Raw genomic sequence first — 25,809 nt, forward strand, 5'->3', positions numbered from 1 at the left:
CTCGGGGGAGGGCGCGTTTTCGATACCCCCCCCCCCTATTGGTTTTTTCATATGCCGCACGGCCTCCCGACGGTCAAGGCCCCCGCTTCAGGCGCGTCCCCGTTACACTGAGGGCTTACGGCGTGGGCCGGTCGTCGGCCCGGCTGGGAAGTTGAGGTGAACGAGTCATGGACGGGATGCATATGTCTTGCATGGCGCGGCGTCGTCGTGGACGCTGTCGCATCAGGGCGATGACGGGTGCCGAATCCGATGGGTTCGGCGGCGCCTGTCCGGCCTGGACCCGTTGAACGCGCTCAGCCCGGGGCTGAACGGGGCATTGACGTCCCTGCGCGAATCACGTTTAATATGACGAACCCATGTGCCGCATCGCATGCCGGATCCCGGCCGACCGCAAGGACATGATGCACGGCGCCGACGCGGCGAACACGGCCGCGGACCACAGATAACCACAGAATCCGCGAGATCACGGAATTCACGACCACGGACGCCGCCGAACCCATCGGCCGGGCGTACAGATTTAGGACACGACAATGAGACAAGGAAAGTTCACGGCCAAGGAGCGCGCCTACCTGCTGTCGCTGCCTGCGGTGGAATCCATCACGCAGGAGAGGATCTTCTACGCGGAGGAGTTCAAGATCGACTGCATGCGCCGGTACCACGAGGGCGATTCGCCGGCGACCATCTTCGGCGAGGCCGGACTGTATTCGTCGCTGATCGGCTACAAGCGCATCGAGCGCTGCATCGCCCGCTGGCGCGCCGACGAGCGCGCCGGCCGCTTGGGCGCCGGGCACGAGCGCAACGACGCGGTCATGCGCATCGTCACCGGGGACCGCACCCCGGTGGTCGCGAACCCCGTGGCCGGCCGCGACGCGCGCTGGCTCGCCGAGCGCCGGTCGGCGCGCGCCATCCAGGACATCAGCGGCCTGGTGCTGATGCGCTACGAGAGCCGCCTGCGCACGTTGGAAAGCCGGCTGGACGAGATGGATGGTCGCGTGGTGCGTCTGGAGCAGGAGCTGGAGATGGCGCGCGCGGAGCGTGGGGAGTCGTGACGGCCCCGGCGGCCCCGCGGCGATGATGGCGTGCGTCGGCGTCGGCCGGTGGGCGGTCGCCCATCCGGGGCGCGGCGTCGGCGCCGGGCGAATCGGGTCGGCGGTGGTGCGCGGGCATCGCCGCCGACCTTTGTCGTCCACCGTCGGCCCCGCGGCGGTGGGGGCGGGCCGGGCGTGCGGCCCCATGCATAATGGAGATATGCGAGTCATAGCGGGACGATTCAAGGGATTCGAGCTCAAGGCGCCGAAGTCGGGCACGCGCCCGACGACCGACCGTACCAAGGAGGCTATCTTCTCCCGCCTGGAATCCTGGGGGATGCTCGAGGACTCCCGCATCCTCGATCTGTATGCGGGCACCGGCGCGCTGGGCATCGAGGCGTTGTCGCGCGGCGCCCGCGAGCTGGTCGCCGTCGAGTCGGCGGCGTCGGCCGCGTCGCTGATCGCCGCGTCCTTCGCCGCGCTGAAGCGGCATCGTGCTTGGGAGCCGGGCATGGTCGCGCGGCTGGTGCGCAAGCGCGCCGAACAGTACGTCGCGGACCGGGGCGGCCAGGCCGCGGCCGATGCGCCGGCGGCCGCGGCGTTCGACGTGATCTTCATCGACCCTCCCTACGCCGTGGCCACCGAGGACTGCAACGCGCTGCTGAACGGGCTGGTCGCGTCCGGGTGCGCCGGCCGGGGCACGGTGATCGTGCTGGAGCGCTCCGTGCGCAGCGACGACCCCGCCGCGCCGGAGGGGTGGGGGGTCTCCGACCGCCGCGATTACGGGGAGACGGCGGTGTTCTATATCGAGATGGCGTGACGGCCGTCCGGCGGCGCGTGGCCGATCCGGTTTCGCTGCTCCCGGTGCGCTGCGTCGAGATGGCGTGACGGCCGTTCGGCGGGGCTCCTCCGTTCTTTCCTTGCTCGCTTCAGCTTTTCTTCTGTTTTTTCTTTTTCCTTTCCTTCCGCTTCGTTCTTGCTGGTTTTCTCTTTTCCGATGTGCCGTCGGCGTCCCTCCGGGCTTCACGCGCCCTGCGAAAACAAAAGAAAGGGTGATTGATAGGGTGTTGACGATGGATATCCTATAAAACCTTGTAAATACATGGAAACAGTCGGGTCTGCACGGCGTTGTGTGTTGAGAACGGGTGTTTTATCGGGGGGTTACCCCTATACTGGGGGTCAGTTTGCTGGAGATCAGGCGGCGACAGGCCGTCGGAGGTGAACGCGGAGGTTCCGGCCGGCGGCGCAAGCCGGCTCCACATCCCCGTTCATGCGTCTCCGACAGGTGCAACGAGCGTCCGGCGGGGCGGTATGCCCAACGGCCGGCTGAAACATGAAGGAGAAGATGCCATGCAGAAGTTTTCCAAGCGGCTGCTCGGCGGCATAGCGGCGGCATGCATGCTGTTGGCGGTCGCGCCGGCGACCGCCTCCGCGGCCGAGCAGGGCGGCGACGCCGTCGTGGAGTCGTCCGCTCCGGCCCGGACGCCGGCGGAGTCCGACGTCACGGTCGACACGACCGCCGATGACGGCGATCCGGCCTCCGCGGCCGGCGACCCCGTCGCCCAGGTCGGCGACGTCCCGTACACGTCGCTCGACGAAGCCGTCGAACAGGCGCCCGAAGGCTCCACCGTCGTCCTGCTCCGGGACTGCGAGCTGACGACGGGCTTCAACAAGACGCTGACGTTCACCGGCGGCCACAAGATCACCATCAACAAGCAGCTGACCAGCAACGGCGAGGGCTGGATGTGCTTCGGCCTGTACGATCCGAGCCGCGTGCTCACGTTCGACGGCGTCGAGGTGGAGTGGAACTCCGAGGTCGGCACCGCCCCGTGGCTGATGCTGTCGCTGTCCGGCACGATGAACGTGACCAACGGCGCCAAGGTCGTGTTCACCGTCGACAGCGGCTCGACCGGGTCGCGCAATGCGATCTACATGAACGCCGGCTCCTCGATCAACGTGACCGACGGCTCGACGTTCGAGATCCACGGCTACGGCACCAAGGGCAAGGAGGGCCAGGGCCTCCAGCTCGACCAGACCGGCAAGGCGGAGGTCAACGTCTCGGGCAAGAGCACGTTCCTGATCGACGGCACGAACCGCGGCTATGTGAACAGCCCGACGATCACCGTCGACGACTCCACGTTCACCGTGCAGAACTGCACGGCCAACGCGTCGAACGGCGGCAAGTTCACGGCCGCCAACGGCTCGACGGTCACCTACCAGAACAACGCGGGCCACGGCCTGTCCGCCGGCAGCGTGACCCTGACCGGCGGCTCCACGCTCACCGCCGACAACAACGGGTACTACGGCGTGTACACGTCGGGCGGCTTCGCCGTCGACGGCACCTCGACCCTCACCGTGACGCACAACTCGTACAGCGGCGACTTCGCCGGCCTCAAGCTCACCTCCGGCGTGACGGACGGCCACGTGGCCGCGGGCGCCACCGTGACCATCGCCGACAACTACTGCAGCGGTCTGTCGAACAACGGCAAGGTCGTCTTCGAGGAGGGCGTGAAGCTCACCATCACGGGCAACCTCAACGACAAGGGCACCACGTCGAACGGCGGCGGCATCTACAACAGCGGCGCGGCGGCGAACCTCACCCTGCCGTCCGACACCGTGATCTACAACAACCACGCCAAGACCGCCGGCGACGACATCTTCAACAACACCACGTCCACCATCGCCTTCGGCCGCGTGGGCGAGGGCTGGGCGCTCGACGGCGTGGGCATCGACGGCGAGGCCGACGACTGCACCGACGCCATCGACGGCTGGTACGACGACTCGGCGGACAACCGCTGGGAGGCCCACGGCGTGGACCGTGAGGAGACCGAGGACACCGAGAACGCCGACGACACCGTGGACACCGAGGACGCCACGGATACCGAGGATACTGCGGACACTGAGGACGCCGAAGAGACCCCGGTCTACAACCATGCCGTCGAGTTCACGGATTTCGATGACAATGGCATGGCCGCGGTCACGGGCCTGACGGCGCTGAAGGCCGCGCACGGCGTCATCGTGCCGGAGCCCGAACCGGAGCCCACCCCCGAGGAACCCGCGGACGAGACGGATCCGGGCAAGACCGAGTCCCAGACCGATCCGGCGAAGCCCACGATCGCGCAGACCGGCGCCGGCATCGTGCTGCCCGCGGTCGTCGCCGCGGCCGCCGTGGCCGCCGGCGCGCTGAGCCTGATGGCCCTGCGCCGCCGTCGCGATCGGTGACCGGAACCTCGCGCGCAGGCTGCATGCCGCGGCTGTGAGGGCCTCGCTTGACGAATGCGAGGCCCTCACACGGCGGCCGCAACACCGCGCATCGGTTCACGGATAACGGAAACGGCCGTGCGGCCGGTGGACGGGAACAACCCCGCCACCGGCCGCACGGCCGTTTCATTGTCTGCGCCGCCTGTGCCCCGGGTACCGGGGAGCCTACGCGCCCAGCCGGCGCGGATGCTCGCCGGAGACCTCCCAGCCCAACGCGATCAGCGTCTTGCGGTCCGCCTTGTCGAGCGCGCGGCAGTCGAGGCGCGCGATGAGGTCGGGGCGGATGTCGTTCGTCCGCGCCAGCGCCTCGTCGCGGCGGAACCGGTCGACCTTGCCGTGGTCGCCCGACAGCAGGATCTCCGGCACGCCCATGCCGCGCCAGACGGCCGGCTTGGTGTACTGGCGGTGCTCCAGCAGCGCGTTGCCGCCCGTGTACGACTCCTCGACGATGGACTCGGGGTTGCCCATGAACCCCGGCAGCAGGCGCGTGATCGCCTCCAGCATCACCGAGACGGCCACCTCGCCGCCGTTGAGCACGTAGTCGCCGATCGAATACTCGCGCACATCCACGCCCTGCGCCCGGTAGTACTCCGGGATGCGCGCGTCATAGCCCTCGTAGCGCCCGCAGCCGAACACCAGGCGATGCGCGCGGCTGAGCTCGGTCGCGTCGCGCTGCGTGAACAGGGGAGCGGAAGGGTTGGGGAAGATCAGCACGGTGCCGGGCGTCGCGCCGGCAACGATGGAACCCGGTTCGCCGCAGTGTGTATTCGCCTGCTCATCGGCAGTCGAATACACACTGCCGATACACGACTCCGCCATGCCGGAAGCCGCGGCGTCGGGCGTCGTCACATCGGAAGATGCGGCGTCGGGCGTCGTTATGTCGCAAGTCACTGCTTCGGAAGTCGTTATGTCGGAAGTCGTTATGTCGGAAGACGCCGCATCGGAGGCTCGGTCCATGGAGACCTGGTTTGCCGGATCCGTGGCGGCCTGGACCCCGGAAGCCTGATTCGCGGCCGAATCCGCGGCCCCGCGCGGCTCCAGCCCCAGCAGGTCGTCGAGGCACTCGGCCCAGACGGCCGGCTTCATCACCATGCCGGCGCCGCCGCCGACCGGGGTGTCGTCGACCGAATGATGCACGTCATGCGTCCAGTCGCGCAGGTTGTGCGCGTGGACCTCGATCAGCCCCTTGGCCTGCGCCTTGCCGAACAGGCTCAGGTTCAGCACCTCGAAATACTCCGGGAACACGGAAACGATGTCGATCTTCATGTCTTTCAGCCTAACGAATAGGGTCGGCACCGCACGGTGCGCCCTCCGACGCATAAAGGAAAACCGGCGATGTCGCTTTTGCCGGTATTGCGTAATGGCGGCAAAAGCGACATCGCCGGCTGCGCCCATTGCGGCCACGGTCGCCGCGGCGGTACCAAGACGGGCGCCGCGGCGCGGCGCAGTCACGACAGTCCGGGAATCAGCCCGCCGGGCGGGTCCAGGGTCAGGTATCCCCCGTCGAGGTCGATGTCGGGCACCAGCTGGTCGACGAACGGCACCAGGGCCGTCGTCTCGGCCGGGGCATCGCCGGACGCGGCCTCGTCGGTGGCCTTGGTGGCGTTGACGGCCTCGGCGGCCTCGTCGGCGTTGGCGGTTCCGGCGGCCTCGGCAGGCTCGGTGGTCTCGGCGGTCTCGCCGGCTTCGGTCCCGCCGCCCCGCAGCGCGGGGGAGAGGCGGATCTTGAGCAGCGACTGCGGCCCGTCGATCACGTCGACGACCTTGCCGACCACCATGCCGTCGGGCGCGCCGAGCTCGTTGCCGTCGGCCATGCGGGCCTCCAGGCCGATCAGGTCGCGCAGGTACCACGCGTCCTGATCGAGCAGCTCCTCGGGGTCGTCGGCCTCTCCGTACAGCTCGACGCCGTTCAGCGCCTCCGAGGCGTTGCGGTCGTCCACGCCTTCGAGCTTGACGATCCAGCGGCCCTTGAACGTGCGGGACCGTTCCACGATGTATTCCTTCGCGCCGCCCTGGGTGTACAGCACGGCACCGGGAGCGAACCGGTACTCCGGCTCGTCCGTGTAAAGACGCACGGTGACCTCGCCCTTGAGCCCCTGCGCGCGGCCGATACGACAGACCCGCAGCAGGTCGAGCTGCTGCGGGCCGTCAGAGTGTTGTTGACGCTCCACGCTACGGAACTCTCTTACCGACGCACGTCCATGATGTCGACGCGCACCTTGTGGTCGGACAGCGCCTGGACCACGGTGCGGATCGCGTTCGCCGTGCGGCCGCCGCGGCCGATCACTCGGCCGATGTCCTCCGGGTTCACGCGCACGCGAAGCAGTTCGCCGCGCGAGTTCTCGTGGGACTTGACGGACACGTCGTCCGGAAAATCGACGATGTTCTTGATGAGATGTTCAACAGCCTGGGCGAGCATGATCACTCAGCTTCCTCTGCGGGGGCTTCCTCAGCCGGGGTCTCTTCGGTGGCGGCGGCCTCGGCGGCGGCCTTCGCCGCGGCCTCGGACTTGGCGGCCTTGAGCTTCTGGGCCTGAGCCTCGACGGCCTCGACGCGAGCCTGCGCGTCCGGGCCCTCTTCGGCGGTCTTCAGCGTGCCCTCGGCACCGTCGATGCCCTTGAACTTCTGCCAGTCGCCGGTGATCTTGAGCAGGTTCAGCACCGGCTCGGTCGGCTGCGCGCCGACACCCAGCCAATACTGAGCGCGCTCGGAGTCGATCTGGATCAGCGAGGGCTGCTTGTTCGGATCGTAGATGCCGATCTCCTCGATGGACTTGCCGTCGCGCTTGTTGCGCGCGTCGCTGATGACCACACGGTAGAAGGCATAGAACTTCTTGCCCATTCGCTTCAGACGAATCTTGGTTGCCAAGATGGCTCTCCTTGTTAACTCGGGGTGCGGGTCGTCGGTTTCGGTGTGGGGCACGGAATCCGAGAACCCACGTGTTCCTCGTGACACGCGGGAGTAGAGGGCGCCGCGCTCACGAATAACCGAATCATTATAACGCCGACCCCTCGATAGTGTGACACGCCCGTCGGCGTCCGTGTCTGGCGGTCCGACGGCATCGCCTCGCGCACGCTCCGCGGGCCCGCAGGCAAGCCGTGCGTCGCCGCGGCGTTCAAGGCCCCGCCACGCCCCGGGACGGCATCCGCGCCCGCGGCTACGGGCGGACGACCAGGCTCGCGGCCAGCGCCAGGTGGTCGCTGCCCTCGACGACGAACGACTCGACGTGCCCGGCCGTGATCCCCGGCGTGCTCAGCACGTGGTCGAGCTCGATGCGCGGCCACGGCAGCCATGAGGGGAACGTCGTCGTGGCGCCCTGCGCGACGCTCAGGTCGGCGTCGCGGAACCCCTGCGCCAGCAGCCGGCGGAAGCTGGGGTGGTGCAGCCCCGAGTTCAGATCGCCCAGCACCACGCCGTCGTAGCGGATCGCCTGCGGGTGCCGCGCCCGCCCGGCGGGGTCGCCGTCGGCGACGCGGGCCAGCGCGCCCAGCCCGATGATGCCGTCCGACCACTCGCGGCAGCCGCGCATCGGCGACTTCGGGTGCGCGGACGCGAACGTGACCACGACGGTGCCCTCGCGCTCGGACTCGGCCTGACCGGCCGGATCGTCGTCGTCCGCGATCTCGTATTCCGGCACAGGCTGGGGGAACGCCGCGGTGATCGACGGCACGTCCGCCGCCGGGATGTCCACGGCCGACGAGCGCATGTCTTCCGGGATGAACCGCGTCCACACGCCGTTGAACCCGCCGTTGTCGGTGGGCCGCTCCTGCCCGAGCTGGCGGTGGGGCAGCAGCAGCGACAGCCCGTTGGCCTCCAGCTCCTCGACCAGCTCGCGCGACAGCTCCTGCAGCGCCAGCACGGCGACGCTGCGCGTGCGCACGGCGGTGACGATGGCCTCGGCGCTGGCGCGCCCGTACCGGCAGTTCAGCGTCATCACGGTGAACCGGGCCACCGGGCAGCGGTACGCGGCCCCGGTACGCGCCGGCACGTCAGGAGCGCCGGAAACGTCATAAGCGTCGTGAGCGCCGGAATCCGCCGTCCCGTCCGACGGCGCAGCGCAACCGTCCGCATCGGCGGGCCGGCGGCGGAACAGCGACTCCAGCCAGGTGCCCGAACAGCGGTGCCGCCAGTAGGGGGCCTGCAACGCCAGCAGCGCCACGGTCTCGGCGCCGGCGACGGCGCACACCCACCAGTGCGACAGCACGCCGGCCACCACCGCGCACGCCAGCGCCGGAATCCACAGGAACGGCGTCAGCGCGATCAGGTAGGGCAGCGGCAGCCGGCCCTCGACGCCCGCGGGCAGGAACCGCAGCGCCGCCCATACCGCGACGAGCAGCAGGATCAGCGACAGCAACCAGACCATGGCATTCCTTTACACGGTTCCGTCAGTGCGATGCGGGCGTCGGGCCGGCCGGCGCGCGGCTCAGCGGCCGAACAGGCCGCCAAGCCCGCCGCCCAGGTTCGGCGGCAGGTCGGGCGCGCCGTCCTCGCCGAGCATCTCCTGCAGTCCGGCGGGCAGCGCCGGGTTCTGCGGCTTCTTGGCGAACGCCGAACCGCCGGACGGGCCCTTCTGGCCGCCCTTGCCGGACAGGCGGTCGCGCAACGCCTTCTCCTCGGCCTCGCGCTTCATCGGATTGCCCGACTTCGAGCCCTTCTTCTTGCCCTTCTTGCCCTTCTTGCCGCCGGCGGCGCCGCCGAAGCCCGGACCGGCGCCCAGGCCGGCCTTGTTGCTCATGCGCTTCATCATCTTCGCGGCCTGCTCGAAGCGCTGCAGCAGCGCGTTGACCTGCGAGACGGTCACGCCGGAGCCGTAGGCGATGCGGGCGCGGCGCGAGCCGTCGATGATCTTCGGGTTGCGCCGCTCGGCCGGCGTCATCGAGCGGATGATCGCCTCGGTGCGGTCGATCTCGCGCTCGTCGAGCTGCTCGAGGGCCTGGCGGTGCTGGGCCATGCCCGGGATCATGCCGAGCAGGCTCTTCATCGAGCCGAGCTTGCGCACCTGCTGCAGCTGCTCCAGGAAGTCGTCGAGGCCGAACTCGCCCTCGGCCATCTTCTGCGCGGCCCTGCGGGCCTCCTCCTCGTCGAACTGCTTCTGCGCCTGCTCGATCAGGGTCAGGATGTCGCCCATGTCGAGGATGCGCGAGGCCATGCGGTCCGGGTGGAAGACCTCGAAGTCCTTGAGCCCCTCGCCGGTCGAGGCGAACAGGATCGGCTTGCCGGTCACGCTCGCCACCGACAGCGCCGCGCCGCCGCGGGCGTCGCCGTCGAGCTTGGAGAGCACCACGCCGGTGAAGTCCACGCCCTCGTCGAAGGCCTTCGCGGTACGCACCGCGTCCTGGCCGATCATCGCGTCGATGACGAACAGGATCTCGTCGGGCTGCACGGCGTCGCGGATGTCGCGGGCCTGCCGCATCAGCGCCTCGTCGACGCCCAGGCGGCCGGCGGTGTCGATGATGACCGTGTCGTACAGCTTCTGCCTGGCCAGCGCGACCGAGTCGCGGGCCACCTTCACCGGGTCGCCGGTGGTCTGGCCCGGCGCGGAGACCTCGTCGCCGCCGTCGGACTGCACGCCCTTCTCCGGCGCGTACACCGGCACGCCGGCGCGCTCGCCGACCACCTGCAGCTGCGTGACCGCGTTCGGGCGCTGCAGGTCGGCCGCGACCAGCAGCGGCGTGTGGCCGGCGTCCTTGAGCCAGTAGCCCAGCTTGCCGGCCAGCGTGGTCTTGCCGGCGCCCTGCAGGCCGGCGAGCATGATGATCGTCGGCGGGTTCTTGGCGAAGTTCAGCGGGCGGTCGACGCCCTGGCCGAGGATGCCGTTGAGCTCGTCGTAGACGATCTTGACGACCTGCTGCGCCGGGTTGAGCGCCTCGGAGACCTCCTGGCCGAGCGCGCGCTCGCGCACGCGGGCCGTGAACGAACGCACCACCTCGAGCGCCACGTCGGCGTCGAGCAGGGCGCGGCGGATCTCGCGGATCGTCCCGTCGATGTCCGCCTCGGAAAGCTTGCCTTTGCTCCGCAAATGCTTGAAGGCATTCGAGAGCCTGTCTGTCAAAGAACTAAACGCTGCCATAATGTCCACCAGTCTAACGGCCCGTAGGGAGAAACGGGCGCCGGCCGCGGCATCGCCCCCGGCGAAATCCGGGCGTGTCGCTCCGGTATAATAAAGAGGTCAATCATTCAGGTATGGTGAATCCCGTTCTATCATCCTGGACACCCCTATACGCAGACATGCCGTGCGCGCACGGGTGGGGCTGAAGCGCCGATCCACCACGGATCGATCGTCGTGCGCCCGGAGGCCGACGCCATGCGTCGCGCCGCCCGGGAAGAGCCGTCGTCGCGCGCTCCGCGGCCAGCCGACCGTAGCGCAATGCAGACTGCCGTGCAATATGGAAGGCCCATCGATGCAGCATAAGAAAATCGAACGCAAAGCCCTCACCGTGGGCATCGTCGTCAACATCCTCATGGTGCTGGCCGGCGCGACCGTGTTCTTCATGACCGGTCTCAAGGCCATGTTCCTCGACACCACCTTCACCGTCATCTCCGTCGTCTCGGGCATCGTGGCGACGTTCCTGTCCTCGCGCACCGTGCGCACCACCGACCGCTTCCCGAACGGCATGTTCGCGCTGGAGCCGATCTACGCGATCTGCAAGGCGATGTTCACGCTGTCGCTGCTGGTGTTCTCGTTCCTCGATGTCGCGCAGGTCGCGTACGACTACTTCGTCTTCGGCGTGGGCGAGCGCATGACGCTCGGCCCGGTCGTGATCTACCAGATCGTCACCGTGCTGGCCTGCGCGGGGCTGTTCCTCTACTACCGTCGGGAGAACCGCCGCATCGGCGACGCCAGCATGATGCTGCGCGCCGAATCGCAGAGCACGCTCGTGGACGGCATGATCTCCTTCGGCATCGGCGTGGCCGCGGTCGTGCTGCTGCTGCTGCCCTACGGCACGCCGCTCGACTTCCTGCACTACACCGGCGACTTCTTCATCACGACGGCGATCGTGATCCTGGCGATCAAGGAGCCGGTGGAGGTGCTGCGCGACGCGTTCGTCGAGCTCGTCGGCGGCGTGCACGACGACGACGAGGTCAACGCCTTCGTCGAGGAGGCGGCGCAGCGCCATCTGCCCGCCGACACCGAGTACGACCGGACGCTGATCTTCAAGACCGGCATGAACTTCACGGTCGACGTCTACCTCACGGGCGTCGGGGAGACGCTCAACGTCGCGAACCTCAGCGCCTGCAAGAGCGCGCTGGAGTCGGAGCTCAGGAAGCGCCTGCACATCGTCGACGTCGACTTCGTCTTCGACTGACGGCGCCGCGCGGGCGGCGACGGGCGCCGTCCGCGCGACACCGCCCGTCATACTATGCGTGGGGGCCCGGCCGGACGCGATGCCGGTCGGGCCCCCACGCATATCCGCATGGCCGGGGCGGCGTCGCCGCGCGCCGTCAGGACCTCAGGCTCCAGGTCGAGCCCTGCGGGGTGTCCTCGATGGCGATGCCGGCCTCGCCCAGCGCGTCGCGGATCGCGTCGGCGGTGGCGAAGTCGCGGGCCTTGCGGGCCTCGGCGCGGCGCGCCAGCTGCCCGGAGACCAGCGCGTCCAGCGCGGCGTGCTCGGCGGATCCGCCCTCGCCGTCCGCGGCGCCGGCCGCGCCGGCCCACGGCTCGGCCAGCGGGTCCAGGCCCAGCGTGTCCAGCATCGCGCGCACCGCGAGCAGCGCGTCGCGCACCTCGGCCCGCGCCGCCTCGCCGTCCGCGCGGTCGGCCAGGCGCGACAGCAGCGTGTTGCCCTCGCGGATGGCGGTGAAGATCGCCGCGGTCGCCCCCGAGACGTTGAAGTCGTCGTTCATCGCGGCCGTGAACGCCTCCGGCAGCGCGTCGGCGTCGACGGCCGCGACCTCGCCGCGCGCCGGCTGGCCGCCCGCCGCGGCCCCCGCGCGCTCGATGAAGTTCGTCACGCGTTCGTACGCGGCCTGCGCCTCGGCCAGCGTCTGGTCCGACCACTCCAGCATCGAGCGGTACTGCACCGAGCCGAGCGCGTAGCGCACCACCCACGCCGGGTGCTCGGCGAGCACCGCCGGCACCGACAGGCCGTTGCCCAGCGACTTCGACATCTTCTCGCCCTTGGCCGTCACCCACGCCGAATGCATCCAGTGCCGGGCGAAGCCCCAGCCGGCGGCGCGCGACTGCGCCATCTCGTTCTCGTGGTGCGGGAAGCGCAGGTCCAGGCCGCCGCCGTGGATGTCGAACTCGTCGCCGAGGTAGCGGTGGCTCATCGCCGAGCACTCCAGATGCCAGCCCGGCCGGCCCGTGCCGAACGGCGTCGCCCAGCGGGCGGTCGGCGGGTCGGTCGGCTTGGGGCGCTTCCACAGCGCGAAGTCGCGCGGATCGTGCTTGTCGGGCGAGGCGTCGGCCGGGTCGACGGGATTGTACCGGTCCTGGCCCGCGGCGTCGACGCTCGGCCCCATGCGGTCGGCGACCGCGGCGGCCTCGTCGCCCGCGCCCGCGGTCTGCTTCTGGTGCGTCAGCTCGCCGTAGTGCGGCCAGCTCGGCACGTCGAAGTACACGTCGCCGGTCGGCTCGCCCTGCTCGTCGGTGACCACGTAGCCGTGGCCGTTGTCGATGATGCGCCGGATCAGGTCGACCATCTCGGGGATGTGGCCGGTCGCGCGCGGCTCGTAGGTGGGCGGCAGCACGCCGAGCGCGTCGTAGGCCTCGGTGAACTCGCGCTCGTATATATAGGCGCGCTCCCACCACCGCTGGCCCGCGGCGGCGGCCTTGTCGAGGATCTTGTCGTCGATGTCGGTGACGTTGCGCACGAACGTGACCCGGTAGCCCAGCCGCAGCAGCCACCGGCGCACCACGTCGAAGGCGACGGCCGCGCGGATGTGCCCGATGTGCGGCGAGCTCTGCACCGTCGCGCCGCACACGTAGATCCCCACCTCGCCCGGGCGGACGGGCGTGAACGCGCCCACGGCGTGCGTCGCCGTGTCGTACAGGCGCAGGCCCGCGGCGGCCCTGGTGGGCGCGGGGGAGCCGGACATGGTGGAATGCTGCGGTTCGTGGCTGGTCTGCATAGTGACGAGCGTATTCGCGTTGGCCGACAACCGCGGCCGCCGCGTAGCGCTTTGGCGGCGGTCGGTGCGACAATGGGACCATGACGTCACCGCAAGTGCTTATTCTGCAGCATGTCCCCTGGGAGAAGCCGGGGCGCATCCTGGCCAATCTCGAGGATCTCGAGATGCCGACGACGGTCCTCAACGTCGCCCGGAAGAAGAAACCGGACCTGCCGGAGTTCGACGAACTCGCGGGCGTCGTCATCATGGGCGGGCCGATGGGCGCCACCGACTACGACAAGTACCCGGGGCTCAAGGCGGAGGCCAAGCTCGCCAAGGCCGCGATCAGCGTGGGCAAGCCGGTGCTCGGCGTGTGTCTGGGCCATCAGATCATCGCGACGGCGCTGGGGGCCAAGCTGTCGGCGGGCGAGGCCCCGGAGATCGGCATCGGGCTGATCAAGCGCGTGGACCGCCACGACTACTTCTCGATGTGGGGCAAGCAGCTGGACGTGCTGCACTGGCACAACGACGTGACCGGGCTGCCCGAGGGCGCGCAGCTGCTCGCCAGGTCGCCGCGGACCAAGGTGCAGGCGTTCCGCTTCGGCTCGGCGCTGGGCCTGCAGTTCCACCTGGAGGTGACGGCCGCGATCCTCGAGGAGTGGCTGGAGGAATCCTCGATGGCCAAGGAGCTCAAGGCCGCGGGAGGCTCCAAGTCGAAGCTGCGCGAGGCGTTCGCGGCGAGCGACCCGCAGATCCAGCCCTTCGCCGAGCAGGTGTTCTCCGGCTTCGCCGCGCGCTGCAGCACCTACGCCAAGACGCTTGCCTCCTGAGGGCCGCGCGTGCGGCGCTGGTCACGCATGCCGGTAGATTAGGGAGTTATGCCGACGTACGATATTGGACTGGAGCGCGTGTCGCTCGCCTTCGCCACCAAGACCATCTTCACCGACGTGACCCAGGGCGTGTTCGAGGGGGACCGCATCGGTATCGTCGGGCGCAACGGCGACGGCAAGTCCACGCTGCTGCACCTGCTGAACGGCACGCAGGAGCCGGACTCCGGCCGCGTGACCAGGCGCGGCGGCCTGACCTTCGGCATGCTCGACCAGCGCGACCCGCTCGACGACGCCGCGACGGTGCGGCAGGCCGCGCTCGAGGGGCGCGCGGACTACGAGTGGGCCTCCGAGACGCGCTCGCGCGAGATCGTCGAGGCGCTGCTCGGCGGCATCAGCCTCGACGCCACCGTCGGCTCGCTCTCCGGCGGCCAGCGGCGCCGCGCCGACCTGGCCCGCCTGCTGCTGCGCGACTGGGACATCCTCGCGCTCGACGAGCCGACCAACCACCTCGACGTGGTCACGATCCACTGGCTGGCCGAGCACCTGAAGAACCGCTGGGCCAAGGGGCAGGGCGCGCTGCTGCTCGTCACGCACGACCGCTGGTTCCTCGACGAGGTGTGCGAGTCGATGTGGGAGGTCCACGACGGCGTGATCGACCCGTTCGAGGGCGGGTACAGCGCCTACATGCTGCAGCGCGTCGAACGCGACCGCCAGGCCGACGTGCGCGAGGCGCGCCGCCGCAACCTCGCGCGCAAGGAGCTCGCCTGGCTGAGCCGTGGCGCGCGCGCCCGCTCCACCAAGCAGAAGTTCCACGTCAAGCAGGCGCGCGAGCTCATCGCCGACGTGCCGCCGCTGCGCAACACCTTGGAATTGAAGCAGATGGCGACCTCGCGCCTGGGCAAGCAGGTCATCGACCTGATCGACGTGACGCAGGTGTTCGCCGGCGAGGGCGGCGTCGTCGTGGACGGCGAGGCCCGGCCGGAGACGGTGCGCGGCCTCGGGGCGGCCGGCGGGGCCGCGGGCGCGGACGGGCTCGGCGCGATCGACCCGGACGTCGCCGAGATGGAGGCCTCCGCGTCGCGCGTCGACGTGGTGCGCCCGATGTACGCCGAACCGCAGGCGCACGGCTCGGTCGACCTCGCCGTCGACGATCCGTCCACCGACCCGCGGCTGCGCGACGCCGGCGTGGCGTTCGCCGCCCCGGCGGACGGCGGCGCGGATGGCGCGGATGCCTCGGCGGCGCACAAGGTCACGCTGACCGGCCGTAAGATCCTCGACGACGTGACCTGGCTGATCGGCCCGGGCGACCGCTTCGGCATCGTCGGCGCGAACGGCGCGGGAAAGTCCACCCTGCTCAAGATCCTCGACGGCACGCTCACCCCGACCGCCGGCCACGTGAACATCGGCAAGACCGTGAAGTTCGCGGTGCTCTCGCAGCGGCTCGACGAGCTGGAGGCGCTCGGCAAGTACAAGGTCAAGGAGGTGCTGAGCCGCTACAAGCCCAGCTACATCGTCGACGGCAAGGAGGTCACGCCCGGCCAGCTCATGGAGCGGCTCGGCTTCGAGGCCGCGCAGCTCATGACCCCGATCCGCGACCTGTCCGGCGGGCAGAAGCGCCGCATGCAGCTGCTGCTCATCCTGCTGGACGAGCCGAACGTGCTCATCATGGACGAGCCCGGCAACGACCTGGACACCGACATGCTCGCCGTCATGGAGGACCTGCTCGACACCTGGCCCGGCACGCTGATCGTCGTCAGTCACGACCGGTACCTGCTCGAGCGCGTCACCGACCAGCAGTTCGCGCTGATCGGCGGCAAGGTGCGGCACCTGCCCGGCGGCGTGGACGACTATCTGCGGATGACCGAGGACATCAAGGCCGGGCGCGACCCGTTCGCGGGCGCCGGGACGGGCGGCGCCGGTGCGCCGGGTGGGGCGCAGCGTGGCGGTCGCGGCGGGCGTGACGGAGCGAACGGTGACGGTGGCGCCGCGGGGGCCGGTGGCGCGACCGGGGCTGGTGGGTTTGCCGGAGCCGGTTCCGCGGGGGCCGGGACCGTCGGTGGCAACGGCGCGGCCGGGGCCTCCGGAGATTCGGACGGTGCTACGCAGGTCGCCGCATCGCGGGCCGCCTCGCCGAAGCTCACCGGCAAGGCGTTCCACGAGGCCTCCAAGCGCGTCGCGCAGATCGAGCGGCGCCTGGCCAAGCTGGAGGCCGAGAAGGACGGCCTCGAGGCGCGGATGGCCGCGCACGACCCGAGCGACTACGCCGGCCTCAACGAGATGAACACCCGTCTGCAGGCCATCGCCGAGGAGACCGAGCCGCTCGAACTGGAGTGGATGGAGCTCTCCGAACAGCTCGAGTAGCGCCGGCCGTCGGGATGACCGTCGGCCGGCCGGCGCTGGGACGGTCGCCCCGACGGCAGTCGCCCCGGCGGTGGACGGTGCCCGATACCGCGGATGATGTCGGGGACGGCGTACGCGACCCGCCTCCGGTGGGTGGGGATGCCCGCTCGGGAAGCGTCATCGCGGATGCAGTGCGGCGGCGTCTCCCGGGCGCGCGGCATCCGGCGCGGCGGCGATCGCCATGCGGCGGATGCGCGGCCGCTTCGGGGCGATCGCGTGCCCGGACTACCGGAGCCGGCCTGCGTCCGGGCCGGTCTCCCACGGATTGGCCACGTCGACGGCGGTGCCGGCGAAGTCCTTGGTGTTCCGCGTGGCGACGGATGCGTGGTGCGCCAGCGCGATGCCGGCGATCATGGCGTCTTGGACGCTGATGGGGTGGCCCGAACGGTCGCGTTCGGCCTTGATCGCGCCGTATCGCAACGCGGCGACCGCGTCGAACGACAGTAGCGTATCAAGAAACGGGGTCAGCAGATGGTCGAGCACCTCGGTGAGCTGCGTCCGCCGCTTGCCTCGAGGCATCAGTTCGAGTCCGTAGAACAGCTCGGCGACCGTGACGGTAGTGACGGCGAGTTCGACGCCCTGCTGGTTCGCAAGCCAGCCGACGACGGCGGGTGAGGGATGCGGCTTCACCAGCTCGCTGAGCACATTGGTGTCGAGCACGATCATGGCCGGTCGTCCAAGTCGATCGGTGGTCGTTGCGCGTCCGCGGCGCGGTCAGGGATGTGGAACTCATCTTCCGTGAAGCCTTCGATGCCTTCATGTTTCATGAACTCGCGAAGCTGCGCGTAGAACCCGGTCGTCTCAATCTCCCGCTGCACCAGCAGTCCTGCGGTGTAGTCCTCCAGTATGGAACGCACCTCGGCCTCGGCCGAGCGGTTGTGCTCTTTCGCGATGTATTTGAGTTTGTCGACGACCTCGTCGTCGAGTCTGCGGATCGTCAGCGTCGCCATGCCGCCCTCCTATTCGAGTTCATGCCCGCACAGGCCGCGTTGTCGTGCAAGCACAATGCTAGCACATGTCCCTGCGCGCACAATGTGTGCTATAAGGCGCACAATGTGCATGGCGTCCAAAGCGCGCCATATGGCCGAAACGCGCATTTCGGCATGCACAATGTGCGTTTGGGGAGATAGGCACATTGTGCGCTGGGGAATGGGGAATGGCGAATGGATGAGGGAATGAGCGAATGAGGGAATGGGGATGCGGAGAGGCGGGGACGCGAAAGGCCCGCGCATCCCATAGCAGCGGGATGCGCGGGCCCTCGCCGGATGGCTATGCGCGCAAATCGGCCGCTTCCGGCGCGGCCGGGCCGGAAGCGGTTCAGCGGCCCTTGATCTCCGAGCCGACGACCTTCTCGCTCAGCGCCTTCGGGCCGCGGGTCAGCGCGACCGAACCGGAGCGCACGAGCTCGATGATGCCGTAGTCGCTGAGCAGCGAGAGCAGCGAGTCGAGCTTCTCGCTCGATCCGGTGGCCTCGATGACCAGCGACTCGGGGTGCATGTCGACCACGCGCACGCGGAAGGTCTGCACGATCTCCAGCACGTCGGACCGGGTCTTCGCGTCGGCCGCCACCTTGACGAGCACCAGCTCGCGGTTGACGGTGTTCTCGTCGTCCAGATCGACGATCTTGAGCACGTGCAGCAGCTTGTTGAGCTGCTTGATGATCTGCTCGAGCGGCACCTCCTCGACGTCGGCGGTCACCGTGATGCGGGAGATGTCCGGCCGCTCGGTCGGCGAGACGGACAGCGAGTTGATGTTGAACGCACGGCGCGCGAACAGGCCGGCGATGCGGGAGAGCACGCCGGGGCGGTTCTCCACGAGCACCGACAGCGTGTGGCGCTGCGAGGTGGGCTGTGATGCGGGATAGTTGGCCATGATAAACGCTCCTCTTACCTCTTGCCTCGATTGTGCCGTTCAGGCCGCGCCGGCCGCGTCGTCGACATCCGCGTTGTGCCCCTTGAGCGGCTGGATGCCGGGCATGTAGACCACGTTGTTGTTGGGCTCGCCGGCCGCGACCATCGGCCACACCATCGCGTCCTTCCACACGCGGAAGTCGATGAGCACCGGGCGGTCGTTGATCTCGTTCGCCCGGCGGATGCACTCGAGCGCCTCGTCCTGGGTGAACGCGCGCATGCCGACGCAGCCGTACGCCTCCGCGAGCTTGACGAAGTCCGGCACGTCGACGAACGCGTCCGGGTTCTGCTCGCCGTTCGGGTAGTCCTCGGCGCGGCCGTCGCCGTCGTGCAGGTTCGTGGCCGAGTAGTGGTGCTCGTAGAACAGCGTCTGCCACTGGCGGACCATGCCCAGCGCGGAGTTGTTCAGGATCGCGATCTTGACCGGCGCATGCTCGAGGAACGCGACCGTCATCTCCTCGCTGGTCATCTGGAAGCTGCCGTCGCCGTCGATCAGCCAGACCGGCTTGGAGGCGTCGAAGAAGCGCTGGGCGCCGATCGCGGCGCCGATCGCGGCCGGCAGGCCGAAGCCCATCGTGCCCAGGCCGGACGAGGAGATCCACGAGTGCGCGTTCTCGAAGTCCAGGAACTGCGACGCCCACATCTGGTGCTGGCCGACGTCGGTCACCCAGATCGTCGACGGGTCGGCGTGCCTGCCGATCTGCCGGACCACCCACTGCGGGGCCAGCGTGCCGTCGTCCGGCTCCTGGTAGGTCATCGGGTACTTCTCGCGCCAGCGGTCGATAGCCTCCCACCACGGCTTGAGGTTCGGCTTGCCGTACATCGACTGCTCGCGCTCGATCTCGGGGATCAGGTCGTCGAGCACGGTCGCCACGTCGCCGACGATCGGCACGTCCGCGTAGCGGTTCTTGCTGATCTCCGCGGGGTCGATGTCGATGTGGATGACGCGGGCGGTCGGCGCGAACGCGTCGAGCTTGCCGGTCACGCGGTCGTCGAAGCGCGCGCCGATGGCGACGAGTAGGTCGGAGCGCTGGATCGCGCCGGTCGCCGCGATCGTGCCGTGCATGCCGGGCATGCCGAGGTTCTGCGGATGCGAGTCCGGCACGATGCCGCGCGCCGGCAGCGTCGTGACGATCGGGGCGCCGGTCACCTCGGCCAGTCTCTCCACCTGTTTGCGGGCGTCGGAGCGCACCGCGCCGCCGCCCACGTACAGCACCGGGCGGTACGAGCGCTCGAACAGCTTGGCGGCGTCGGACAGCACGCGGCCGTGCGCCTTGGTCGTGGGGTTGTAGCCGGGCAGGATCATGCGCTGCGGCCAGGAGTAGCGCATCTCGCCGACCTGTGCGGTCTTCGTCAGGTCGACCAGCACCGGGCCCGGGCGGCCCGAGTTGGCGATGTAGTACGCCTCGGTGAGCACGCGCGGGATGTCCTGCGCGCTGGTCACCAGATACGAGTGCTTGACCACCGGGTAGGTGGCGCCGACGATGTCCGCCTCCTGGAAGGCGTCGGTGCCGATCGCGTCGGTGCCGACCTGGCCGGTGATGACGACCATCGGCACGGAGTCCATGTTGGCGTCGGCGATCGGGGTGAGCATGTTGGTCGCGCCGGGGCCGGAGGTCACGATGCACACGCCCACGTGGCCGGTCGCCACCGCGTAGCCCTCGGCCGCGTGTCCGGCGGCCTGCTCGTGGCGCATCAGCAGGAACCGGAACTTCGAGTCGTTCTTGATCGCGTGGTAGACGGGCAGGATCGCGCCGCCGGGGACGCCGAACACATCCTGGACTCCCAGATCCTCCAGGGAACGGACCAGCGCTTCGGCGCCGGTCATCTTCTCGCCGTCGACAATGGTCTGCTTGTCAGTGCCCGTGGCGTTCTTCGGAACGCTGCTGAAGGCCTGCAGAGGTGTTGGTAGTACCATGGTTCCTCTCGTACTCTCGTGTTCGTTCGGTGTCCCGTGCCTGCGCGGGCGCGTCGATGGGCGCCGCCGGAACGGTCCGGCCGCCGCCGGGCACCGTTTGTGGCGGTTCCGCTGCGGTCGGCACATACTGTTCACTATCGTAGCGTCTGTGTCTGTGAGACCGCCGCGCGCGCCCACATACTGGCGTCGCGCCCGCCCGCCGCTTTAGCGCCGCTCGAGCGCGCGCCACGCGGCCTCGGCCGCGGCGAGCTGCGCCTTGCGCTTGCTGGAGGCGGAGCCGACGCCCAGCACCTCGTCCGAGTCGCCGAGCATCGCGCGGGCGGTGAACACCTGCGCGTACTCGGGGCCGGAGACCTCCATGCGGTAGCGCGGCTCGCCCAGGCCGAGCTGGTGGGCCCTGACCGTGAGCGAGGTCTTCCAGTCGAGCGCCGGCCCCTCGGTGGCCACCTCGGCCAGCGTGTCGTCGACCAGCCGGTGCACCACCTCGCGCGCGCCGTCGATGCCGTGCTCCAGGAACGTCGCGCCGATCAGCGCCTCGACGATGTCGCACAGGATCGAGCTCTTGTCGGCGCCGCCGTCGTCGGACTCGCCGTGGCCGAGCAGGATGTACGGGCCGACGTGCAGGCGCTCGCGGGCGATCCGCGACAGCGACTCCTCGGAGACCGCCTTCGCGCGCATCTTGGCCAGCTGGCCCTCGGTCATGTCCGGATGGGCCGTGAACAGCGTCTCGGTGACCACCAGCTCGAGCACCGCGTCGCCGAGGAACTCCAGCCGCTCGTAGTTCGTGGTGCCCGGGTGCTCGTGGGCGAAGGAACGGTGCGTGAGCGCCTCGACGAGCAGCTCGGGCGACAGCGTGGTCCCGAGCGCCCGGAACAGCTCGTCGGCGGGGCGGTCGGGGTCGGCGCGCCTGGACCGCCTGATCACCCGGGTCCGGACGGACTGCCCGGGATCGTTCCGCTGCGGGTCCTGCGGGTTCTGCCGGTCCTGCACATTGTGCGGGGCCTGCTGCTCCGGCGCGGCCTGTAACGTCTGCCGGTCCTGCGCGGCCTGTCGCGCCTGTCGGTCCTGCACATTGTGCGGGTCGCGCCGGTCCTGCTGGTTCCGCGCGGACTGTGCATGGTTCCGGTCCTGCCGCGTCCGCGGATCCTGCGGGTTTCGCCGCGCCTGCCGGCCCTGCTCCGGCGTCGCGTCGTCGGCCGTCGGCTCGGCGGCGGCCGGGCGCGGCAGCCTGTCGGGGACGAATTCGCCGGCCCGCGTGCCGTGGTGATGACTCATATGCAATCTCTCCTTGGAATCGACTGCCCTCTACGCTACCCGCCCGCGTGCCCAGCCGCCCGACCGGTCCTCCGCCCCGGGGCCGGAAGGGCCGGAAGAACGTCCGGGCGGATACGAAAAGGCCCCGCCACCCGTCGATGGCAGGGCCGATATGCCTGGGATCAGCGCAGGGCTCACTTGGTGTGGGCCGGCTGGATGGCGCTGCGGTAGGTGCGGCCGCGGAAGGAGCCGCAGCTCGGGCAGGCCATGTGAGGCAGGGTCGGGGCGCCGCAGTTCGGGCAGGTCACGGTCTGCGCGGCGGACGCCTTCCAGTTCGCGCGACGCGAGTGCGTATTGGCGCGCGAGGTCTTGTACTTAGGCAATGCCATGGTATTTCCTCTGTTTCGTTCGAACGTTTGAGCTTAAGCGTTCGGTATCTTAGCGCAACCGCCGTACATTGTCACGTCGCGGCGCGCTGGACCCGGCCGCGCGGGCGCCCCGCGGCCGCTCAGCCGCGCTCCTCCCGCTCCAGCTGGGCCTTGAGCTGCTCGAGCGCGGCGAAGCGGATGTCGGTCACGTCGTGGTGGTGGTCGGGGTCCTCGTTGAGGTCGGCGCCGCACTGCGAGCACAGGCCGCGGCAGTCCTCGCGGCACAGCGGCTGCAGCGGCAGCGACTCGACGAGCGCGTCGCGCAGCAGCGACTCCAGGTCGGCGAAGGCGCCGTCGTGGCTCAGCGGGTACACGTCCTCCGACTCGTCCTCGCCGGCGATGATGTCCACCTCCTCGCCGTTGCCGTGAGCGTCCTCGGGCATGTCGTAGGGGAAGAACGCCATGAGCCGCACGCTCCAATGCGGGTCGAGCGGCCTGAGGCACCGCGTGCATTCGCCGACGATCGAGGCGTCGGCCCGGCCGTTGAAGATCAGCCCGTCGACGATGGAGTCGAACGAGCCGGTCACGTGCACGTCGGATCCCTCACGGATGCCGACGATGTCGTCGCCGATGCCGCTCGGCGCGGGAACGACCATGTCGATGGGCTTGCTGCGGCCGGCGCGCGCGGCGACCTGCGCCACGGACACGGCCCATGCGGAATCCTCGGGACGGGGCATAGGGTTACTCCTCCGTAGTGTCGTCGATGTGGGGCAGCTGCTCGGCGGCGGCCCGCTGGCGTTCGCGCAGCACGTTCAGGCCGGCCTGCACGTCGTGGTCGAACTTGGCGAGCTGCTGGTGCAGGCTCTCCATCACGTCGGTGCAGTAGCGGTCCGCGCCCTGCGTCAGCTTGTCCGACTTGGCCTGCGCCTGGTCGATGATCGAGCGGGCCTTCTGCCGGGCCAGTTCGGTCACGTTCTCCTGGCCGGCCAGGAACTGCGCCTGCTCGTCGGCCTCGCGGATGCGGTCGGCCGCGCGGCTCTGCGCCGAGGCGATGATCGCGTTCGCCTGGGTCTGGGCGTTCTCCAGCCGGCGTTCGGCCTCGCGCATCAGGGCGGAGGCGCGTTCGAGCTGGACCGGCAGCATCTTCTTGAGCTCGGTCAGGTGGCCGGTGAACTCCTCGCGGTCCACCTTGACCACGCCCGGGGTGAAGAATCCGCTCTTCGCCTCGTCGAGCATCTGCTCCAGACGGTCGATGATGTCGTAGACCGTCGTGAACTCCTCGCGGCTGTGGCTCGCGGCCGGGTCGACCGGCAGGCCGTCGTCGGTCTGCCGCATGTCCGGCATCGGCGGGAACAGCGGTTTGACCTTCGGCGAGGCGTCGGCGGCCTCGGATTGCAGATACGGTTCGGTGGCCACGTCGTGCTCGTCGGTGGCGTCGTTGACGTCGTCGAAGTGCTGCGTCTCGTCGGCCATGTCATGCCCCCTCTCGGTTCAGCGCGTCGGCGAGCAGCGGCACGACGCAGTCCGGCACCATGCCGGTCACGTCGCCGCCGTGCCTCGCGACGTCTTTGACGATGGAACTGGAAATGTGCTCAAGGACCGGGTCCGCGGGCAGGAACAGCGTCTCCACCCCGGAGAGCTTGCGGTTGACCAGCGCCATGCCCAGCTCCGCCTCGTAGTCGCCGTTCTGCCTCAGCCCCTTGACGATGACCGCCGCGCCGACCTGCCGGCAGTAGTCGGTGATCAGCCCGTCGGTCGACGTGACCTTGACGTCGGTGTACCCGTCCATGTCGAGCGCCCGGCGGATCGCCTCGACGCGCGTGGCCGCGGGGAACAGCGGCCGCTTCGCCGCGTTCACCGCCACGACCACATGCACTTCGGCGAAGAAGCGGGTGCTGCGTTCGATTACGTCCAAATGCCCGGCCGTCACGGGATCATACGAACCGGGGCACACTGCGATAGTCATGCCTTAAGCCTACCGCGTGACCGGGCTCGGACGACACCGCGGGAACCGAGTCGCGGGATTCCCGCATCGGCCCGCGCCACGAAGCCCCCCGAACGCCGTCGGCGCGCCGGCCGATCCGACCGCCCCGCACCCGCCGGCGTCGCGGCGCCGCGGCGATGGCGTCGCCGGGCCGCCGACGCGCAACCGAGGACGCGGATCCGATGCGCCATGATGCCGTCGCGCATCTTCGGGGCGCAGGTTTTATGATGGTGTGCGGGACGGGTGTCCCATGCACACCCGACGAACGATGGAGCTGATGATGACCGATTCATTCCTCGATGACGCCGACCCGGTCTCGCCCCTGTCGTCTCCGGACCAGGGCGCGGGCACGTCGGTGCTTGAGCGCCCGGAGACCAAGGAGCAGACGGACCTGACCGACAACGGCGACGCGGACCGTTTCGCGCACTATGTGTCGAAGGACCGCATCGCGGAGTCCCGCATGACCGGCCGCCCGGTCGTGGCCCTGTGCGGCAAGGTGTGGGTGCCCAAGCACGACCCCTCGCAGTACCCGGTCTGCCCGGACTGCAAGCGCATCTACGACGAGATGCGAGGGTTCTAGCAGCCGGCCGGTTCACAGGTTCCGCACCGCGAATCCTGTGAACCGGCGTTCGGGCCGTCCGAATGCGCGAATCCCCGGAACGACGCCGTTGCGTGGTTCCGGGGATTTACGGTATCTGCGGCATTCCGGTTCACGGGATGCCGGCCGTCCATCCTGTGAACCGGCCGGCCGTCGGACGCGCCGTCAGTCGCGGGAGATCTCGTCGATGAGCCGGATCTCCTCGTCCGTGAACGCGGTGTTCTCCAGCGCCTTGAGGTCGTCGAGGATCTGTGCGGGCCGCGACGCCCCGACCAGCACCGAGGTGACCGCCCCGTCGCGCAGCAGCCAGGCCAGCGCCATCTCGGCCAGCGTCTGGCCGCGCCCGGCCGCCAGGTCGTTGAGCCGGCGGATCTGCGCGAGCCTGGCCTCGGTCAGGGCGGAACGCTGCAGGAACCGTCCGTCCGCGGCGATGCGGCTGTCCGCGGGCACGCCGTCGAGATAGCGGTCGGTGAGCAGCCCCTGGTCGAGCGGCGAGAAGGTGATCAGGCCGAGCCCCAGTCGCCGCGCGGTCTCCTTGAGCCCGTTGCGCTCGACGGTGCGGTCGAAGATGTTGTACCGGTTCTGGTTGATGACGAACGGCACGCGCATGTCGCGCAGGATCGCCGCGGCGCGCTCCAGCGTCGGGCCGTCGTAGTTCGACAGGCCCACGTACAGCGCCTTGCCGCTGGACACGGCCTGGGCGAGCGCGCCCATCGTCTCCTCGAGCGGGGTCTCGGGGTCCATCCGGTGGTGGTAGAAGATGTCGACGTAGTCCAGCCCGAGCCGCTCGAGGCTCTGGTCGAGCGAGGCGAGCAGGTACTTGCGGCTGCCGAGGTCGCCGTACGGACCCGGCCACATCTCGTAGCCGGCCTTGGTGCTGACGATGAGCTCGTCGCGGTGGCGGGCGAAGTACCGGTGCAGCAGATACCCCGCGTTGCGCTCCGCGGCGCCGGGCTCGGGGCCGTAGTTGTTCGCGAGGTCGAAGTGGGTGATGCCATGGTCGAAGGCGGTGAACACCAGCCGCTTCATCGTCTCGAGCGGGGTGTGGTCGCCGAAGTTGTGCCAGAAGCCCAGCGAGACCGCGGGCAGCTTCAGTCCGCTGCGGCCGCAGCGGTTGTAGGTCATGCCCTCGTAGCGCGCGGGCGAGGGGGCGTAGTCGGCGGTGGGTTCGAACATGGGTGCTCCTTCATCGGAATGGAAGACCCAT

The 25,809-nt window shown here is 69.5% G+C and carries 24 protein-coding genes; 7 read left to right on the forward strand and 17 right to left on the reverse strand.

What is annotated here, in order from left to right; translation table 11 throughout:
* The first annotated feature begins 530 nt into the window (after positions 1-530).
* The 3 genes from KIH73_RS10880 to KIH73_RS05035 all read left to right on the forward strand — a co-directional run bounded on the left by KIH73_RS10880 (position 531) and on the right by KIH73_RS05035 (position 4,250).
* Positions 531-1,049: a hypothetical protein gene (locus KIH73_RS10880; protein WP_236022598.1), complete on the forward strand. Its 519-nt coding sequence runs from the start codon at positions 531-533 to the stop codon at positions 1,047-1,049.
* A gap of 199 nt (positions 1,050-1,248) precedes the next feature.
* Positions 1,249-1,848 carry a 16S rRNA (guanine(966)-N(2))-methyltransferase RsmD gene (rsmD, locus tag KIH73_RS05030; protein WP_219081220.1) on the forward strand — a complete coding sequence of 200 codons (600 nt, stop codon included), beginning with the start codon at positions 1,249-1,251 and terminating at the stop codon, positions 1,846-1,848.
* A 530-nt stretch (positions 1,849-2,378) separates the two neighbouring features.
* Positions 2,379-4,250, forward strand: a complete 1,872-nt coding sequence (locus KIH73_RS05035) for a right-handed parallel beta-helix repeat-containing protein (protein ID WP_219081221.1) — start codon at positions 2,379-2,381, stop codon at positions 4,248-4,250.
* A 204-nt stretch (positions 4,251-4,454) separates the two neighbouring features.
* Here KIH73_RS05035 and KIH73_RS05040 read toward each other — a convergent pair whose 3' ends face one another.
* The 6 genes from KIH73_RS05040 to ffh form a co-directional block, all read right to left on the reverse strand.
* The gene (locus KIH73_RS05040; protein ID WP_219081222.1) at positions 4,455-5,555 is read right to left on the reverse strand and encodes a tRNA (guanine(37)-N(1))-methyltransferase; all 1,101 of its coding nucleotides are present in this window, start codon (positions 5,553-5,555) and stop codon (positions 4,455-4,457) included.
* 182 nt (positions 5,556-5,737) lie between these two features.
* A complete protein-coding gene (gene rimM / locus KIH73_RS05045; protein ID WP_219081223.1) occupies positions 5,738-6,460 on the reverse strand; it encodes a ribosome maturation factor RimM in 723 nt (240 codons plus the stop codon).
* A 14-nt stretch (positions 6,461-6,474) separates the two neighbouring features.
* Positions 6,475-6,708 (reverse strand): RNA-binding protein, encoded by a 234-nt coding sequence (locus KIH73_RS05050; RefSeq protein ID WP_219081331.1) that lies wholly within the window; start codon positions 6,706-6,708, stop codon positions 6,475-6,477.
* 2 nt (positions 6,709-6,710) lie between these two features.
* Positions 6,711-7,157, reverse strand: a complete 447-nt coding sequence (gene rpsP, locus KIH73_RS05055) for a 30S ribosomal protein S16 (protein WP_219081224.1) — start codon at positions 7,155-7,157, stop codon at positions 6,711-6,713.
* A 289-nt stretch (positions 7,158-7,446) separates the two neighbouring features.
* Positions 7,447-8,652: an endonuclease/exonuclease/phosphatase family protein gene (locus tag KIH73_RS05060; RefSeq protein WP_219081225.1), complete on the reverse strand. Its 1,206-nt coding sequence runs from the start codon at positions 8,650-8,652 to the stop codon at positions 7,447-7,449.
* A gap of 60 nt (positions 8,653-8,712) precedes the next feature.
* Positions 8,713-10,359, reverse strand: coding sequence for a signal recognition particle protein (gene ffh, locus KIH73_RS05065; RefSeq protein ID WP_219081227.1), 1,647 nt, complete (start codon positions 10,357-10,359; stop codon positions 8,713-8,715).
* Positions 10,360-10,690: 331 nt separating this feature from the next.
* Between ffh and KIH73_RS05070 the strand changes: the two genes are divergently transcribed.
* Positions 10,691-11,596, forward strand: a complete 906-nt coding sequence (locus KIH73_RS05070) for a cation transporter (protein WP_219081229.1) — start codon at positions 10,691-10,693, stop codon at positions 11,594-11,596.
* Between the two features lie 136 nt (positions 11,597-11,732).
* Here KIH73_RS05070 and cysS read toward each other — a convergent pair whose 3' ends face one another.
* Positions 11,733-13,361, reverse strand: coding sequence for a cysteine--tRNA ligase (gene cysS, locus KIH73_RS05075; protein WP_219081231.1), 1,629 nt, complete (start codon positions 13,359-13,361; stop codon positions 11,733-11,735).
* An 80-nt stretch (positions 13,362-13,441) separates the two neighbouring features.
* On the opposite strand from cysS, the gene KIH73_RS05080 reads away from it, so the two are divergent.
* Positions 13,442-14,170, forward strand: coding sequence for a type 1 glutamine amidotransferase (locus KIH73_RS05080; protein WP_219081233.1), 729 nt, complete (start codon positions 13,442-13,444; stop codon positions 14,168-14,170).
* A gap of 48 nt (positions 14,171-14,218) precedes the next feature.
* Positions 14,219-16,531: an ABC-F family ATP-binding cassette domain-containing protein gene (locus tag KIH73_RS05085; protein ID WP_219081235.1), complete on the forward strand. Its 2,313-nt coding sequence runs from the start codon at positions 14,219-14,221 to the stop codon at positions 16,529-16,531.
* A gap of 264 nt (positions 16,532-16,795) precedes the next feature.
* Here the strand turns inward: KIH73_RS05085 and KIH73_RS05090 are convergent, their stop codons facing one another.
* The 9 genes from KIH73_RS05090 to coaD form a co-directional block, all read right to left on the reverse strand.
* Entirely contained in the window at positions 16,796-17,236 is a 441-nt protein-coding gene (locus KIH73_RS05090; protein WP_219081237.1) for a type II toxin-antitoxin system VapC family toxin, read from the reverse strand.
* Entirely contained in the window at positions 17,233-17,520 is a 288-nt protein-coding gene (locus KIH73_RS05095; protein ID WP_219081239.1) for a FitA-like ribbon-helix-helix domain-containing protein, read from the reverse strand. Before KIH73_RS05095 ends, KIH73_RS05090 begins: the two co-directional genes overlap by 4 nt.
* Positions 17,521-17,887: 367 nt before the next feature.
* On the reverse strand, positions 17,888-18,442 hold the full coding sequence (ilvN, locus tag KIH73_RS05100; protein ID WP_219081241.1) for an acetolactate synthase small subunit: 555 nt from the start codon (positions 18,440-18,442) through the stop codon (positions 17,888-17,890).
* Between the two features lie 39 nt (positions 18,443-18,481).
* Positions 18,482-20,398, reverse strand: coding sequence for an acetolactate synthase large subunit (locus tag KIH73_RS05105; protein ID WP_219081243.1), 1,917 nt, complete (start codon positions 20,396-20,398; stop codon positions 18,482-18,484).
* Positions 20,399-20,602: 204 nt separating this feature from the next.
* Complete coding sequence (rnc, locus tag KIH73_RS05110; protein WP_338023960.1) at positions 20,603-21,322, reverse strand: ribonuclease III; 720 nt, start codon at positions 21,320-21,322, stop codon at positions 20,603-20,605.
* A gap of 524 nt (positions 21,323-21,846) precedes the next feature.
* Positions 21,847-22,041 carry a 50S ribosomal protein L32 gene (gene rpmF / locus KIH73_RS05115; RefSeq protein WP_219081245.1) on the reverse strand — a complete coding sequence of 65 codons (195 nt, stop codon included), beginning with the start codon at positions 22,039-22,041 and terminating at the stop codon, positions 21,847-21,849.
* A gap of 119 nt (positions 22,042-22,160) precedes the next feature.
* Positions 22,161-22,757, reverse strand: a complete 597-nt coding sequence (locus KIH73_RS05120; protein WP_219081247.1) for a YceD family protein — start codon at positions 22,755-22,757, stop codon at positions 22,161-22,163.
* Positions 22,758-22,761: 4 nt separating this feature from the next.
* On the reverse strand, positions 22,762-23,493 hold the full coding sequence (locus KIH73_RS05125; protein WP_219081249.1) for an ATP synthase subunit B family protein: 732 nt from the start codon (positions 23,491-23,493) through the stop codon (positions 22,762-22,764).
* A gap of 1 nt (position 23,494) precedes the next feature.
* Positions 23,495-23,986 (reverse strand): pantetheine-phosphate adenylyltransferase, encoded by a 492-nt coding sequence (gene coaD / locus KIH73_RS05130; protein WP_219081251.1) that lies wholly within the window; start codon positions 23,984-23,986, stop codon positions 23,495-23,497.
* Positions 23,987-24,284: 298 nt separating this feature from the next.
* On the opposite strand from coaD, the gene KIH73_RS05135 reads away from it, so the two are divergent.
* Positions 24,285-24,584, forward strand: a complete 300-nt coding sequence (locus KIH73_RS05135; RefSeq protein ID WP_219081253.1) for a DUF3039 domain-containing protein — start codon at positions 24,285-24,287, stop codon at positions 24,582-24,584.
* A gap of 183 nt (positions 24,585-24,767) precedes the next feature.
* Here the strand turns inward: KIH73_RS05135 and KIH73_RS05140 are convergent, their stop codons facing one another.
* The gene (locus KIH73_RS05140) at positions 24,768-25,778 is read right to left on the reverse strand and encodes an aldo/keto reductase (protein WP_219081255.1); all 1,011 of its coding nucleotides are present in this window, start codon (positions 25,776-25,778) and stop codon (positions 24,768-24,770) included.
* Positions 25,779-25,809: the final 31 nt, after the last annotated feature.

Source organism: Bifidobacterium phasiani (assembly GCF_019331775.1).
GTDB lineage: Bacteria > Actinomycetota > Actinomycetes > Actinomycetales > Bifidobacteriaceae > Bifidobacterium > Bifidobacterium phasiani.